Below are 16,603 nucleotides of genomic sequence, written 5' to 3'. Positions count from 1 at the left end.
TTATACCAAAATATTGAGGTGGAAAAATGAATAAAACGATTGGCATATTAGCCCATGTAGATGCAGGAAAGACAACATTTTCTGAGCAACTTCTTTATCATACAAAAAGTATTCGACAAAGAGGAAGAGTAGACCATAAGGATGCTTTTTTAGATAGTCATCATATAGAAAAAGAACGAGGAATTACAGTATTTTCAGATCAAGCTCTTATAAATTATAACGATTCAAATTATTATTTAATAGATACACCGGGACATGTGGATTTTTCACCAGAAATGGAGAGAGCAATTCAGGTGATGGACTATGGGGTAGTGATTATCAGTGCAGTTGAAGGGGTACAGGCCCATACAGAAACGGTGTGGCAACTACTTAGAAAATATAAGGTACCTACCTTTTTCTTTTTGAATAAAACAGATAGAGTGGGTGCAGATGTTGAGGGCGTATTAGAAGAAATTCGATTGAATTTAACAGATGATGTTTGTCCCATTACAAATGCTTTTGATCAAGGGGAAATAAAAGAAGCGTTGATAGAATTTATTGCTGAACGAGATGAATTTCTTTTCGAAAAATATATGGAAGAAGATTATGATAAGGATTTATGGTTAGAGGCATTACGTTCTATGATTAAAGAAAATAAAATTTATCCATGTGCTAGTGGTTCTGCACTACAAGATATAGGAATTATAAGTTTTTTAGAGCAACTAGATCAATTAACGGTTACATATTATTCTGATGAAAAACAATTTGCAGGAAAAGTTTACAAAATACGACATGATGATAATGGGACTAGAATCACTTATATGAAAGCCATAAGGGGTACATTAAAGGTAAGAGATGAGTTGAGTTATGGGGGTGATGACAATAGGATTTGCGAAAAAATCACCCAAATAAGAGTTTATAATGGTAGTAAATTTAAAACGGTGGACAAAGTAGTAGCAGGCCAAGTTTTTGCAGTAACAGGAGTAACAACGGCAGCAGCAGGTGATGGGGTAGGAGACTTGAAAGAAAAAGGTGTTTATGAGATGATACCTACTCTAAAATCTAAGGTCATATTCGATTCATCTTTAAATGTAAAAGAAGTTTTAAAAAGCTTTAAAATATTAGATGCTGAAGATCCATCTTTAAATGTCATATGGGAAGAAAAACTAAAAGAAATTCATATTCATGTGATGGGAACTATTCAGTTAGAGATTCTACAAGCGTTGATCAAAGAACGATTTGGTTTTATAGTGACATTTGGAATACCTGAAATCCTCTATAAAGAAACCATTAATACAGTTGTAAATGGCTATGGGCATTTTGAACCTTTAGGCCATTATGCGGAGGTTCATCTTAAATTAGAACCTACTAAAAGAAATAGTGGTATAACATTTGAAAATATTTGTCATGTTGATAATCTCACAACAGGGCATCAGAATTTAGTTAGACATCATATTTATGAAAGAGAGCATCATGGTGTATTAACGGGTGCACCTATAACCGATATAAAGGTGACTTTACTAACAGGAAGAGCGCATAATAAGCATACTAGTGGTGGTGACTTTAGAGAAGCTACTTATAGGGCATTAAGACAAGGATTAGAAAAAGCAAAAAATGTATTACTTGAACCTTTCTATGATTTTAAAATTAAAGTGGAATTAGATCATTTAGGAAGAGTATTATCAGATATACAAAAATCTTATGGCACTTTTGATCCTCCTAAAACCGTAGGAGATAAAGCAATCATAACAGGAAAAGTACCAGTGGTGAATTTTATGAACTATAGCACAGAATTAGCTTCTTTTACACAAGGACGAGGGATGATTCACTTGAGTTTTGGCGGGTACTATCCTTGTCATAATGAAGAAGCGGTGGTTGAAAAAATTGGTTATAAAAAGGATGCAGATATGGAGTATACTTCCTCTTCTATTTTTTGTTCAAAAGGACAAGGTTATGTAGTATCTTGGGATCAAGCGGAAAGTGAGATGCATTGTCTAGATTAATTTTATATTTTAATGACTAGAACCAGAGTATTCCATTATGAAAATTGAAAATAAAATAATTGATAAATATTAGATTTGTAAAATCTCTATTATTGAACAGTATAGTAGCTTGTGATAAGCCATATACTGTTTCTTTTATTAAAATATAAATTAAAATGTAACTTTTTCTATTCTCATACGTTAATAGAGTGAAAGGAGATATAATAAGTGAAAAAAAACACATTAGACGAGATTTATCAAGCATTTATGGAAGATATATATTATTATCTCTTATCACTTTGCAGAAACAAGCATGTTGCAGAAGATATTATGCAAGAGACTTTCTTTAGAGCCTATTTGTATTTTGAGGATTGTTCATATGATAAAGTAAAGCCATGGTTATTTAGAGTAGCTCATAATGCATATATTGACTTTGTAAGAAAGAACAGTAGAAGTTATGTGAAAAGTAATGATTTTTTTTATGCTATTGCTGATAGGAAAACACCAGAAGGTAAACTTTTAATAAAAGAGCAGTATGAGGAGATTGTAGATCTTATAGGAAAGTTGCCAGAAAAACAAAAACAAGTCCTATTACTTTGTGATTTCAATGATTTGTCTTATAAAGAAGCTGCAGAGATTATGAATATAAGTTTATCTTATATAAAAGTCTTGTTATTTAGGGCAAGACAACATCTAAGAGATAGAGTAGAGAGGGATGAGTGTTTTGAATGATGATTTTAAGAAAAAGTTAAAGGATTATACAGAAGGAAAATTATCTAAACAGGAGAAAAAACAAATTGAAGAAGACTTAGAAAAACTTGAACAATACCAAGAATTTTTAGATGGAGAAGTTGAACAAGATACGAATCAAAGAAATAAAGAAATATTTTATGGGCATAAGAATGAAAAAAAGATATTAAGAATTGGAAAATGGAAAGCTAGAATTCAAAATGCTTGTACTGGTATAGGTATGCTTATTGTACTTGTTATAGTATTTAGCTTTATCACCTCATTATTTTATTATAGTGGAGAACCTACTAGGCTTGAAATATATGAGGATGTGATTGAATCTACTTTAGGGATTACACAGCCTAATGTAAGTACAACATCAACAAGTATGGGTCCAAATCCATTTTTAACAGCAACCATTGCAAAGAAGCTAGTGAAAAGAGTTGGTAAAGAGGATATAATCATTGGAGACGCAGATTATGATTTTTTTCTAGGACGTTTAAATAATCGAAATTTAAAATATATTTTTGATAATTCTCATCGAATTATATTTGATTATCCTAATGGTTCTGTAGATCAATGGATGCATAGAGAATGGAAAAAGCTTGAGAAACTCCCAGAAGGTACTGTTGCAGAAGTTTATCTATCTTTAGATAAATTTTATGAAACGGATGAGATACTAAAAAAATTTATAGATAAAGATGTAGATCTACTATGGTTTGCAGTAGACACAGGGAATGAGGAGAAAATGATAACGAATCCTATCGGGTTCCCTGAGGCTCCTATATGGCATGATGATGATTTTATTTTGGAAAGTAGACAAGAAGAAGGAGGATTTTTCACGAAGACTGTAACAGAAAGCAGATCAGCTCCAACAGTTGAAAAATATGGAAGTGGTAAGGTGCGTAATGAAAATTTTATGAAAACTTTAAAATTCATCAAAAAATATGATTCCATAGCGTCTGAAGTAGCTCCATTTAAAACACGAAATATCCAGGAAAAGATAGATTATATTCAGAAAAATGGTGTAAAAATATATGGCATGGTGATTACAGGTCCAACAAAAGAGCTATTAAATTTGAAGGAAGAAGAATGGATCAAGGGAATGGAGGTTGGTGAGGTTAGGTTGTGGAATTGGTAAGAAGATTAAATAGCAGATAAGCAAAGGGTATGGATATAAAATAAAATGGAATAAGTGTAATAAATTAATAGCGTTGTGATCGATCTTGATAAAAATTGAATAATTGATTTTATGAAATTCTCTTTAGCAAAAAACTAAAGAGGATTTTTGTATTTAACAGAACATATACAAGCCAAACAGCATAAGATATAAAGATTACGAATTTTTAGATATAAATATTCTAGTTTTAAAATACGAAATAACAACATACATATAATTACAAGTAGTATTATATTTATTTGATGAGGAAATGAGTAGGACTTTTATAGTATTTGTGTGTTTTCTAGAAAAGGGGGGCTTTAAGAGGATATGATGGATTTTTCTGCAATTATTAAGAAGGATAGAGAAGAGAGGAAAAAAGAGCATTTTGAGGGAACATTCCTAGATTATCTTAAGATTTTGAAAGAAAATCCTTCTGTATGTATGTTGGCACACCAAAGAATGTATGAAAGAATCATGGAAAAGGGAGTAGAGGTAATTAATACAGAAGAAAACCCAAGACTTAGAAGAATACATGGAAATGAATTAATTAAAAAATACAATTTTTTTAAGAATGATTTCTTTGGAATCGATAAAAGTTTAATGAAAATGGTAAGGTATTTTAACACAGCAGCTATGAAAGGTGAAGAATCTAGGCAGGTACTTTACTTAGTTGGGCCTGTAGGAGCAGGTAAATCATCATTGATGGAAAGCTTAAAAAGAGCACTTGAGATGGGTTCGCCAGTATATGGGATTAAAGGATGTCCTATGAGAGAGGAACCCCTTCATCTTGTTCCTAAGCATTTAAGAGAACAATTTGAAGAATTGTTAGGAATAAAAATTGAAGGAGATTTATGTCCTATTTGTAGATATCGATTAAAGCATGAATACAATGGTGAATTTGAGAAAGTTCCTGTAGAAACAGTAGATTTTAGTATCAGATCAAGAAAAGGAGTAGGGGTAGTTCCTCCAGTAGATCCTAATAATCAAGATACATCGGTTTTAACAGGTTCTGTAGATATTTCTAAACTAGATCTATATCCAGAGGATGATCCAAGGGTATTATCTTTAAATGGAGCATTCAATGTTGGGAATAGAGGTATTGTAGAGTTTATAGAGGTATTTAAAAATGAAGTTGAGTATCTTCATACGATGATTACTGCAACCCAAGAAAAGAGTATTCCATCTCCTGGGAAGGGGTCTATGATTTATTTTGATGGTATTATTTTAGCTCACTCTAATGAGGCAGAATGGAATAAGTTCAAAGCAGATCATACGAATGAAGCTATTTTAGATAGAATTGTTAAAATTGAGATTCCTTATTGCCTTGAATTGAATGAAGAAGTAAAAATTTATGAAAAGATCCTTAAAAACAGTAAATTCACAGCACATATTGCACCTCATACTATAGAAGTAGCTTCTATGTTTGCTATCCTTACAAGACTTACACCTTCAAATAAAGTTGATCCTTTAACAAAATTAAAGATTTATAATGGAGAAGAAATTGTAGAAAAAGGTAGCACTAAAAGAGTTGATATCCTAGAACTACGTGAAGAAGCATCTAGAGAAGGAATGACAGGAATATCTACAAGATTTATTATGAAAGCTATAGATACTGCTATGGCAGAAGCGGAACATGATTGTATTCATCCTATTTTAGTTTTAGAGGTTTTAGTCAAATCAGTAAAAGAGTTATCTATTAGTGATGAGGAAAAGAAAAAGTATTTAAATTTCATTCAAAATGTTATCAAAAAAGAGTATCATAAGCTTCTTGAAAAAGAAGTAACAAAGGCCTTTATTCATGGATATAATGAGCAGGCAGAGGATTTATTCAATAATTATCTAGACCATGCAGAAAGCTATGTGAATAAGACAAAAATTAAAGATAGTAGCACGGGTGAGGAGTTAGAGCCTGATGAAAATTTCTTAAGATCTATTGAAGAACAAATTGGTATTACCAAGAGTGCAGCAAAAGGATTTAGACAGGATGTAACTTCGTATATGTTCTATTTGATGCGTAGTAAAAGCAAGATTGACTATAAGTGCTATGAGCCTTTGAAGGAAGCTATTGAAAAGAAACTAACAGGTTCTGTAAAGGAATTAAGTAGAGTCATTACTCGTACAAAGGTAAGGGATAAGGATCAAAATAAGAAGTATGATGCCATGGTAGAAGAAATGAAACGAAATGGATATTGTGATCATTGTTGTAATGTGATTTTGAAATATGCTGCCAATAATTTGTGGAAGGATTAAAGTCTAATGTATAGACATACGTGTTTTTTACATGTATGTCTATAGATTTCATTTGAATATTCGTATGGAGGTGAGATAGGTGGCCATATTTCGGGAGTTTGATAGCCGGGGAAGAGATCGGTCGGCAGAAGATAGAAGAAGGCATAGGGAGCTTGTAGAAGATTCCATTAAGAAAAATATAGGCAATATTATTGCCGAAGAAAGTATTATTGGCAAAAGTAAGGATAGAAAGATTAAAGTTCCTATCAAGGGAATTAAAGAATATCAATTTATTTATGGAAAGAATCAAAAGGGAACAGGTTCAGGAACAGGAGAGGAAAAAAGAGGGGATAAAATAGGGCAAGAACAGATGGAGAAAGGGAAAGAAAAAGCTGGAAATCAAGAGGGCGAAGATATTTATGAAACAGAGATCAGTATTGAAGAATTGATACAATATTTATTTGAGGATTTAAATCTTCCCTTTATGCAAAGAAAGAAGTTTAGTGAGATCGAATCGGAAAAGAATTTTAAGCGACTTGGATATCAAAGAAAAGGAATTCCACCAAGACTTGCAAAGAAGAGATCTGTTGTTGAGAAAATAAAAAGAAAAAAGGCTTATGAAAGAGGAAAAGATGAAAATCAGAATTATGATGAAGAAAAAAGATTTCCTTTTAAAGAAGACGATTTAAGATATTATCGAGTGCGTGAAGATGTGAGAAGAGAAAGTAATGCAGTAGTTATTTGTATTATGGATACTTCTGGATCTATGACCCTTACCAAAAAATATTTAGCTAGAAGCTTTTATTTCCTTTTATATCAATTTGTAATGCTAAAGTATGTTCATGTAGAAATCGTATTTATTGCCCACACCACTACTGCTAAGGAAGTAAGTGAAGATGATTTTTTCCATAAGGGAGAATCAGGAGGAACTTATATTAGTAGTGGTTATGAAAAAGCTTTAGAAATTATTGAAAAAAGGTATAATCCTGAAGTTTGGAATGTATATGCATTTCATTGTAGTGATGGAGATAATTGGTCAGAGGATAATAAAAAAGCGGTAAAAGCGGCTCAAGAACTATGTGAAACTTGCAATCTTTTTGGATATGGGGAGATTGTACCAGGATATTATACAAGAATGAGTACCATTAAAGCAGAATACAATTTGAAGGTGAAATATCCAAACTTTTCGATTGTGACTATGTCAAGAAAGGAGGATATTGTTCCTGCACTTAAAAGAATATTAGACAAAGAAAATGGGTTACAGGAATAATGATTTTGCCTATGATGGAATATACCCTTAAAGAGCTTGAAAAATGGAATGTAAAGATTGAAAGAATCGCCAAAGAAGAGGGGCTTGATTTTTATCCTCAAGAATTTGAAATATGTAGTTATGAAGATATGATCTGTTATGAGGCTTATGTGGGAATGCCCTCTCACTATCCTCATTGGAGTTATGGAAAATCCTATGAAAAGAAAAAAACCCTTTATAAGTATAATGTGACAGGACTTCCCTATGAGATGGTGATTAATTCTAATCCTTGTATTGGATATTTGATGAGAGATAATACATTTCTATTGCAGATTTTAACTATGGCTCATGTATATGGGCACAATGATTTCTTTAAAAATAATAGGTTGTTTGCTGAAGGAACTCACGCTGATAATACTATAGAAATGTTTAAAAATCATGGGGATCGAATTAGAAGCTACATACATGATCCTAGCATTGGATATGAAAGGGTAGAAAGAATACTGGATGCAGCTCATGCATTGAGTTTTCAAACATCGAGGGTGATAGGGTGTAAAAAATTATCACAAGAAGAGAAGAAGAAAAGAATTCTTGAGAAATATTATGAAGAAATGAAGGTCACCAGTATTATAGAGGAGAAAAAAGATATTCCTTTTCCAGATTTAGAAAAGATTCCTCTAGAGCCTACAGAAGATCTCTTAGAATTTTTAATTCAATATGGAAAACTTGAGGAGTGGGAAAAGGATATATTGAGTATTGTAAAAGAAGAAACACAGTATTTTATTCCTCAGATTGAAACAAAGATTATGAATGAAGGCTGGGCAAGTTATTGGCATTATAATATTGTAAAACGATTAGATTTGCCTCAAGAGTTGTATATGGAATTTTTAACAAGACACAATCAAGTGATTAGACCTTTTTTAGGAAATGTGAATCCTTATTATGTAGGGTTCAAAATATTTAAAGATCTTGAAGAAAAATATGGAAAAGAAAAGATTTTTGAAGTTCGAAAGATGGAAAGAGATGCATCTTTTATTCGAAGATATCTTACGAAAGAACTTTGTTATGAGATGAATCTATTTCAATATAAAAAGAGAGATAAAGATTATTTGATAGAAGAAATAAGTGATGAAGAAGGATATAAAATTATCAGAAATACCTTAGCTAGTAATACTGGAATGGGATCTATACCGAATATAAAAGTAATGGAGGTATTAAAAAAAGATCATACTCTTTTGATCATTCATGAATATGATGGAAGAGAGTTAGAATTATCTTATGCTTATGAAACGTTAAGATACCTACAGACCCTTTGGGGAGGAAAAGTAGAGTTAAGAACAATTGTTGATAAGACCAAGAAAAGGATTATATGTGATGAAAGTAGAAATATATTTTTAAAAAAAGAAGAAACTGCAAAGAAATAGGAATAAATTTCCTGTTTCTTTTTTGTGAAAATAAGTATTCTAATACATAAGGTTTATTTTTGAATTTTGAATGTTAATTTGTAGATTCTTCAAAAAATTATGTATTGACAAGAGGAAGTAGATATTATAACATATCTTGTATTCAATTTTTAAAGAAAAGTAGGTGGTGAAAGATGGTATTAAATCAAAATAATACGCCATTATTTGATGCTGTAAAAGCCTATCGTGAGAGAAAGGTTATTCCCTTTGACGTACCAGGGCATAAACATGGAAATGGAATACCAGAGTTTGCAGAATTTGTTGGAAAAAAGGTATTAGAAATAGATGTGAATTCTATGAAACCACTTGATAATATTAGTAATCCTATCAGTGTGATCAAAGAAGCTGAAGAATTAATGGCAAAGGCTTATTGGGCAGATCATTCATTTTTTATTGTAAATGGAACTACTACAGCAGTACAAGCTATGATTATGAGTGTATGCCAACCTGGAGATAAAATTATCTTGCCTAGAAACGCCCATAAATCAGCTATCAATGGACTTATATTAAGTGGGGCTTTGCCTGTGTATATTCAGCCAGAAACGAATGAAGAACTTGGCATTGCTATGGGTGTATCTGTAGAGAGTGTAGAGAGAGCAATTGCTAAAAACCCAGATGCAAAAGCTGTATTTATTGTGAACCCTACTTATTATGGGGCTGTTTCAGATATTAAAAATATTGTGAAACTTGCTCATAAACATGGGATGGCAGCTTTGGTGGATGAAGCTCATGGTGCACATTTTCGCTTTTCTGAGGAACTTCCAAGGGAAGCCATGGAATTAGGAGCTGATATGTCAGCTGTAAGTCTTCATAAAACAGGTGGCTCTTTAACACAAAGCTCTGTTTTGTTATTAAATGAAGGTTTAATCGATAAAAATACTGTAAAAACAATACTAAATTTAACCCAGACGACTAGTGCTTCTTATCTTTTAATGTCAAGTTTAGATGTAGCTAGAAAAATGCTTGCGACTAAAGGAGAAGAAGTATTATCAAAAATATTGAAGCTTACAAGAGAAGCTCGAGATGAAATCAATAAGACCCAAGGACTTTATGCTTTTGGAAAGGAATTAATTAGAACTCCTGGTGTTTTTAATTTTGATGAAACAAAATTAGGAGTGAATGTAACGGGTCTTGGATTGACAGGGTTTGAGGTATATGACATATTAAGGGATGAATATAATATTCAAGTTGAGCTTGGAGATGTTTTGAACATACTTGCCATTGTAAGTGTAGGAGATACAGAAGAGTCCCTTAAAGGGTTAGTGAATGCTTTAAAGGATATAAGTGAAAAATATAGAAAAAGTAAGACAACACAAATAAAATATGCAAAAATTGCTCTAGAAAACCCAGAAGTTATTGTTTCCCCAAGAAATGCTTTTTATGCTAGAAAGAAATTTGTGAAATTAGAAGAAGCTGAAGGAGAAATAAGCGGAGAATCTATCATGGCATATCCGCCGGGAATTCCTATAGTGACTCCAGGGGAGCGAATAAGCAGAGAAATGATTAATTATATAAAATTTTTAAAGAGTCAGCATAGTATGATGACCGATTCACAAGATCCTTATGTAGAAAAAGTTAAAGTTTTAGGACTATAAAAAATAGCGTTCCTTAGGAACGTTATTTTTGTGTCGCTTTTTAGCGTAAATTTGGTTATAAAATTATCATAAAGAGTATTGACATTTCCTCAAAAAATAGTATATTTAATATTGGTAAACTTAAGGTTTAGTAAACTTGAAGTTTACCAATATTAAATAAAGACGATGACAATTAAAAATGAGCAAACGATAATCTTTGGATTGGAGTGCAAAAATGGATATTGGTAGGAAACTGAAGCGTCTTAGAATTTTGAATGGTTTGACCCAAGAAGAATTGGCTATGAGGACAGATCTTACAAAGGGATTTATTTCTCAAATAGAAAGGGATTTAACTTCTCCTTCTATAGCAACTTTAATGGATATTCTTGAAGCACTAGGAACGGATATCAGAAAGTTTTTTAGTGAATCGGAAGAAACAAAGGTTGTTTATAGAAAGGATGAAATTATATCTAGTGAGAATGAAAAACTAGGACATACGATTGATTGGTTGATTTCAAATGCACAAAAAAATAGTATGGAGCCTATTCTTATTACCATAGAAAGTGATGGAACAAGTAATGTTGAGAAGCCTCATGAAGGGGAAGAATTTGGATATGTTTTATCAGGAAGTGTATATGTAATCGTAGGAGATAAAAAATATAAAGTGAACAAAGGGGAGAGCTTTTATTTTAAATCTCATCAAGAACATTATTTAAAGAATAGCTTTAAAAGAAAAGCTATTGTCATATGGGTATCTTGCCCACCTTCATTCTAAGGATATAAATGGTTATGCAGTATAAATTTTATCATAGAAAGGGGTCATGTTAATGAAAATTGAGCAATTGGGAAGACATATTTTGGTGGAATTTTATAATTGTGATAAAGAAATTTTAAACGATCATCATTTAGTAGAAAAATATATGAATGAAGCTGCAAAAAAAGCAAAAGCTACTATTGTAAAGAGTGTGTTTCATATGTTTAATCCATGGGGAGTAAGTGGAGCAGTCATTATTCAGGAATCCCATTTGACCATTCATACATGGCCTGAATATGGTTATGCTGCTGTTGATTTATTTACTTGTGGAGATGAAGTGAATCCATGGCTTGCTTTTGATCATTTAAATGAAAAATTGAAAGCTGAAAAAACTGAGACGACAGAAGTCCCAAGAGGGATTGTAGAGAAAATCAAGCATTTTTCTAAAGAAGAACTTGAGATTGTAAACTTTAAGCCAGATATAAAATAAAAGACTAGGAGGAAGAAATATGGAATTATGGTATACAGAAAATCATACAGAAACGGTTAAATTTTCAATCAAGGTGAAAGAACATCTTTATACGAAGGCAAGTCCATTCCAGCAAATCGATGTTTTTGATACATACGAATTTGGAAAACTGCTTACAATAGATGGACTTGTTATGATTACAGAAAAAGATGAATTTATCTATCATGATATGATTACCCATGTACCAATGGCTACAAACCCTAATATCAAAAAGGTTTTAGTAATTGGTGGTGGAGATGGAGGAACTGTTAGAGAGCTTACTAGATATAAAACAATCGAAAAAATTGATATGGTTGAAATCGATAAAGTAGTTGTAGATGCTTCAAGAGAGCATTTTAATATTACTGCGTGCAAGTTAGATGACCCACGAGTAAGTCTTTATTTTGAAGATGGTATCAAATTTGTAGAAGGAAAAGAAAATATGTATGATCTAATCATTGTGGACTCAACAGATCCTATAGGACCTGGAGAAGGACTTTTCACAACAGAATTTTATAAAAATTGCTACAAAGCATTAACAGAAGAAGGAATTCTTGTAAATCAAAATGAAAGTCCTTATTATGAAGATGATGCAAGAGAAATGATTAGAGCGAGCCAAAAAATAAAGAAAATTTTTCCAGTTGCAGAAGTTTATCAAGCACATATCCCAACTTATCCTTCTGGACATTGGTTATTTGGGTTTGCATCTAAGAAACTCCATCCATTAAAAGATTTTAATGCACAAAAATGGAACGATTTAGGATTGAAAACAAAATACTATAATACAGATTTACATAAAGGTAGTTTTGCACTTCCAAACTATGTTAAGGAGATGATTGAAACTGGAACGATCTAAGAATGTTTTAACTTTTTTAGGATTTGATAATGAATACAATGAGTCGAAAATAGTAGTTTTTGGAAGTCCCTTTGATGGGACAACATCCTTTAGACCAGGAACAAGATTTGCACCTGGCATCATGAGAAATGAGTCTTATGGATTAGAAACTTATAGCCCCTATTTAGATAAAGATTTAGAAGATATCACTGTATTTGATGCAGGAGATTTGGATTTTCCCTTTGGAAATACCAAAAAGGTATTAGATATGATTAGGTCCTTTACAACAGATATTGTAAGAAATGGGAAAATACCTGTAATGATAGGTGGTGAGCATCTTGTTACATTGCCAGCTGTAGAGGCTGTGTATAAAGAACATAAAGATTTATGTATTCTTCATTTTGATGCTCATACGGATCTTAGGGAAGATTATATGGGAGAGAAGCTGTCTCATGCAACTGTTATAAGAAGAATTTGGGATTTCCTTGGAGATCATAAAATTTATCAATTCGGAATAAGATCAGGAGAAAAATATGAATTTGAGTGGGCGAAAGAGCATACCAAGTTGACAAAGTTTACTTGTGATGGATTAAAGGATGCAGTGAAAGAGATAGGGGACAAACCTGTATATGTAACTATTGACCTAGATATTCTAGATCCTTCTATTTTTCCAGGAACAGGAACCATTGAACCAGGAGGAATATCTTTTCATGATATGATGGAAGTAATCAGTACGATAAAGGATTTAAATATTGTAGGTGCTGATGTAGTAGAACTTTCTCCTCATTATGATACAAGTGGTGTTTCAACTGCAGTTGCTTGTAAAATTATTAGAGAATTAGTATTGGCTATTTAAATTAAATGGGTAATAAATTTGGATACTAGAATGGTTGTGAAAATAGAAATGGGATATAAATACAAAACGTATGAGTTTTTATAACTTATACGTTTTGTATTTGTAATAAAGATTGTACAATAGATTAGAAATCTATTGATTTAAAAATGAATAAAAGGCTTATCATTGGTTAAAAATTGTGATATCATATAAAATGATATAGTAGTTTCAGAAATATGAAACATTTTTGAGTGTTAAAAAAGAATGAAGGTGAAGAGATCGTAATGGCAACAGTAGAAGATATTGTGAAAAAATCAGGAGTTTCTAGAAGTACTGTGTTTCGGTTCTTGAATGGGAGCAATGTGAGAGAAAATAGTAAAAAGAAAATTATACAAGCGATGAAAGAATTGAACTTTAAAGTTGATGCAATTAATAAGCATAAAAATTTTGTAATAGAAATTAGTGTTTCTCATGATTATGATGAGTTTCAAGGTTTTTCCCAAGTCGTTCAAGGTGTTATAGAAAGAGCAGAAAAATCAGATGTTTTAGTTCAGTTAGCTAGGAGAGTAGGAAAACAAATAGATGAGGATTATGCCAAATGGGATCATAAAAATAAAACAAAAGGTGTTATCATAGTTGGCAAAAACAAAGAAGATGAAGAAAAAGAAGCAAATATATTAGCTGAAAAAGGGATTCCACATGTGTTTGTCAATAGAGTTCTTTCGGGGAATGATATAAACTTTGTAGGTGTAGATTTGGAACAGGGAGCTTATGATATTGTAAGTTATTTAATTGAAAAAGGACATAAAAAGATTTTGGCTGTAGGAAATCCAGAGGAGCTTTATGTAGATGAAAAAAAGTTAAAGGGGTATAAGAGAGCGTTGATGGATCACGGTATTGAATTAGATGATCGGTTGTCTCATACTATTTCTAATAAATCAGAATGGGAAGATGTTATAAGGAAAGTACTTACATCAGAAGATGTACCTGATGCATATTTTGGACTTTGTGATTCTTACTCAGTAAAATTTATAAGTATTGCTCGTTCTTTAGGGTATGAGGTACCTCAAGATATTTCTGTAGTGGGAATGGATGATATAGATTTGGCAAAATACTCATTTCCAACATTAACTACGGTGAAAGTTCCATTTAAGAAAATGGGAACAATTGCAGTAGAACAAATGATTCAGTTGTTTAATCAAGTATATAGTAATGTAAAGATTATGATAAAACATGAACTGATTGAAAGAGATTCAGTAGAAAATAGGTCTTAATATAAAAACCGCGCATTTATAGTGGTTTTTATATTAAGACTATTTTTTTTTATTTTTTTTTATTTTTTGAAATATATAAAAGTGAAGCATACTTTGGAACATAGGTATGTTATGAATAATGATTATCTGTATTAATAAAATGGATTTTCTGGAGTAGCTACAATAAAGTTTTTTGATGAATAAACCTTCTTTAAATAAAACTAAAGTGTCAATTTTAAACTAAAAAGTATCAAAAACTGTAAAATGATTAAAAAAAGTTATAAAATTCAAGATAATTATTGACATAGAAATGAAATGATAGTATCATTAAACTGAAACAAAGATTGTGCTGTCAGTTCGAGTGATTCTTTTGTGTAAATGTATCACGAAAGAATACATGAATAAAAATTAGGAACGAAGGAGGAGGTAACAATGGACATCTTTTCATTAGAAGGTAAAGTAGCGATAGTTACTGGTTGTAGAACAGGTCTTGGGCAAGGGATTGCATTAAGTCTTGCAAGGGCTGGAGCTGATATTGTAGGTGTGGGTTCTACGGAAATGAATGAAACAAAAGAAAAAGTTAATGCTCTTGGTAAAAAATTTCTTGTTGTAAAAGCAAATTTATTATCAATTGAACCAATTGATGACATTATCAAAAAAGCTGTTGATCACTTCGGAAAGATTGATATATTAGTAAACAATGCAGGTATTATTAGACGTGAGGATGCAGTGGATTTCTCAGAAAAAGACTGGGACGATGTTATGAACATTAATATTAAAACAGTATTTTTCTTTAGTCAAGCCGTTGCAAAACAGTTTATTCGTCAAAAAACAGGAGGAAAAATCATAAATATTGCTTCTATGCTTTCTTTCCAAGGAGGAATCAGGGTACCTTCATATACAGCTAGTAAAGCTGGTGTTAAGGGAATTACTATGTTGATGGCAAATGAATGGGCTAAACATAATATTAATGCAAATGCAATAGCTCCAGGGTATATGGCTACAGATAATACAGCTGCTCTTAGAGCAGATAAAGCTAGAAGTTCAGAAATATTATCAAGAATACCTGCAAATAGATGGGGAACACCTGAAGATGTGGGAGGAACCGCAGTTTTCTTAGCATCTAAAGCTTCAGATTATGTTAATGGATATACCATTGCAGTTGATGGTGGTTGGCTAGCAAGATAGTGTTTAAAAAAGGAGAGAAGTTTAATGAGTTTAGAAATAAGATATGCAAATCATCCAGAGGATTCTAAGCATTATACGACAGAAGAATTGAGAAAACATTACTTAATTGAAAAGTTATTTGTGGAAAATGAGGCAACTTTAGTTTATTCTCATGTTGATAGAATTATTGCTGGAGGCATAATGCCAGTTGAAAAAGAGATTAAGCTAGGTGCAGGCAAGGAACTAGGTGTTAGCTATTTTTTTGAGAGAAGAGAAGCTGGTATCATAAATATCGGTGGTAAAGGAAAAGTTACTTTAGATAGTAAGGAATATATTTTGAATAATGGTGATGGACTGTATATTGGAATGGGATGTAAGGATGTTAAATTTGAATCAGAAGATATTAATAATCCAGCAAAGCTATATTTTAATAGTAGTCCAGCTCATAAAGCTTACCCTACTAGAATTATTACTTTAGAACAAGCAAACAAAGTGAGATTAGGTGAAAAAGAAAATCTTAATGTAAGAACAATCAATCAATATGTACATCCTGCTGTATGTGAGAGTTGTCAGTTAGTTATGGGAATGACTATTCTTGATCCAGGAAGTGTGTGGAATACAATGCCGTGCCATACTCATGAACGACGTATGGAAGTGTATATGTACTTTAACATGGATGAAGAATCAAGAGTATTCCATCTTATGGGTCAGCCACAAGAAACAAGACATGTGGTTATGTCGAATGAGCAAGCTATTATCTCGCCAAGTTGGTCAATTCATAGTGGCGTAGGAACAAGTAACTATACTTTTATTTGGGGCATGTGTGGTGAAAATATCGAATTTACTGATATGGATCATGTTAATATGAAAGATATGAAGTAGTA

14 protein-coding genes are annotated in these 16,603 nt (G+C 31.9%); all 14 read left to right on the top strand.

Annotated elements, in window-relative coordinates; all coding sequences use genetic code 11:
• Window positions 1-26 precede the first annotated feature (26 nt).
• The 14 genes from K7H06_RS12200 (at window position 27) to kduI (ending at window position 16,601) form a co-directional block, all read left to right on the top strand.
• Window positions 27-1,982, top strand: coding sequence for a GTP-binding protein (locus K7H06_RS12200; protein ID WP_223036321.1), 1,956 nt, complete (start codon window positions 27-29; stop codon window positions 1,980-1,982).
• Window positions 1,983-2,189: 207 nt separating this feature from the next.
• Window positions 2,190-2,693 (top strand): sigma-70 family RNA polymerase sigma factor, encoded by a 504-nt coding sequence (locus K7H06_RS12195; RefSeq protein ID WP_223036320.1) that lies wholly within the window; start codon window positions 2,190-2,192, stop codon window positions 2,691-2,693.
• Complete coding sequence (locus tag K7H06_RS12190) at window positions 2,686-3,831, top strand: anti-sigma factor (RefSeq protein WP_223036319.1); 1,146 nt, start codon at window positions 2,686-2,688, stop codon at window positions 3,829-3,831. Before K7H06_RS12195 ends, K7H06_RS12190 begins: the two co-directional genes overlap by 8 nt.
• 351 nt (window positions 3,832-4,182) lie before the next feature.
• Window positions 4,183-6,102: a PrkA family serine protein kinase gene (locus K7H06_RS12185; protein WP_223040019.1), complete on the top strand. Its 1,920-nt coding sequence runs from the start codon at window positions 4,183-4,185 to the stop codon at window positions 6,100-6,102.
• 79 nt (window positions 6,103-6,181) lie between these two features.
• Window positions 6,182-7,351 carry a sporulation protein YhbH gene (gene yhbH, locus K7H06_RS12180; protein WP_223036318.1) on the top strand — a complete coding sequence of 390 codons (1,170 nt, stop codon included), beginning with the start codon at window positions 6,182-6,184 and terminating at the stop codon, window positions 7,349-7,351.
• Between the two features lie 14 nt (window positions 7,352-7,365).
• Window positions 7,366-8,754, top strand: coding sequence for a SpoVR family protein (locus K7H06_RS12175; RefSeq protein ID WP_343216830.1), 1,389 nt, complete (start codon window positions 7,366-7,368; stop codon window positions 8,752-8,754).
• A gap of 173 nt (window positions 8,755-8,927) precedes the next feature.
• Window positions 8,928-10,388, top strand: coding sequence for an aminotransferase class I/II-fold pyridoxal phosphate-dependent enzyme (locus K7H06_RS12170; protein ID WP_223036317.1), 1,461 nt, complete (start codon window positions 8,928-8,930; stop codon window positions 10,386-10,388).
• Between the two features lie 214 nt (window positions 10,389-10,602).
• The gene (locus K7H06_RS12165) at window positions 10,603-11,142 is read left to right on the top strand and encodes a helix-turn-helix domain-containing protein (RefSeq protein ID WP_223036316.1); all 540 of its coding nucleotides are present in this window, start codon (window positions 10,603-10,605) and stop codon (window positions 11,140-11,142) included.
• 58 nt (window positions 11,143-11,200) lie between these two features.
• Window positions 11,201-11,611 carry an adenosylmethionine decarboxylase gene (gene speD, locus K7H06_RS12160; RefSeq protein ID WP_223040017.1) on the top strand — a complete coding sequence of 137 codons (411 nt, stop codon included), beginning with the start codon at window positions 11,201-11,203 and terminating at the stop codon, window positions 11,609-11,611.
• Window positions 11,612-11,630: 19 nt separating this feature from the next.
• A complete protein-coding gene (gene speE, locus K7H06_RS12155) occupies window positions 11,631-12,485 on the top strand; it encodes a polyamine aminopropyltransferase (protein WP_223036315.1) in 855 nt (284 codons plus the stop codon).
• Window positions 12,472-13,320, top strand: a complete 849-nt coding sequence (speB, locus tag K7H06_RS12150; protein WP_223040016.1) for an agmatinase — start codon at window positions 12,472-12,474, stop codon at window positions 13,318-13,320. Before speE ends, speB begins: the two co-directional genes overlap by 14 nt.
• Window positions 13,321-13,583: 263 nt before the next feature.
• On the top strand, window positions 13,584-14,573 hold the full coding sequence (locus K7H06_RS12145) for a LacI family DNA-binding transcriptional regulator (protein ID WP_223036314.1): 990 nt from the start codon (window positions 13,584-13,586) through the stop codon (window positions 14,571-14,573).
• A 411-nt stretch (window positions 14,574-14,984) separates the two neighbouring features.
• Window positions 14,985-15,740 (top strand): 2-dehydro-3-deoxy-D-gluconate 5-dehydrogenase KduD, encoded by a 756-nt coding sequence (kduD, locus tag K7H06_RS12140; protein ID WP_223036313.1) that lies wholly within the window; start codon window positions 14,985-14,987, stop codon window positions 15,738-15,740.
• 24 nt (window positions 15,741-15,764) lie between these two features.
• Entirely contained in the window at window positions 15,765-16,601 is an 837-nt protein-coding gene (gene kduI, locus K7H06_RS12135) for a 5-dehydro-4-deoxy-D-glucuronate isomerase (protein WP_223036312.1), read from the top strand.
• Window positions 16,602-16,603 lie beyond the last annotated feature (2 nt).

This window comes from Crassaminicella profunda (assembly GCF_019884785.1).
Taxonomy (GTDB): domain Bacteria; phylum Bacillota; class Clostridia; order Peptostreptococcales; family Thermotaleaceae; genus Crassaminicella; species Crassaminicella profunda.
Note: the sequence above shows the minus strand (reverse complement) of the source record. Positions and strands in the feature narration are given on the sequence as shown.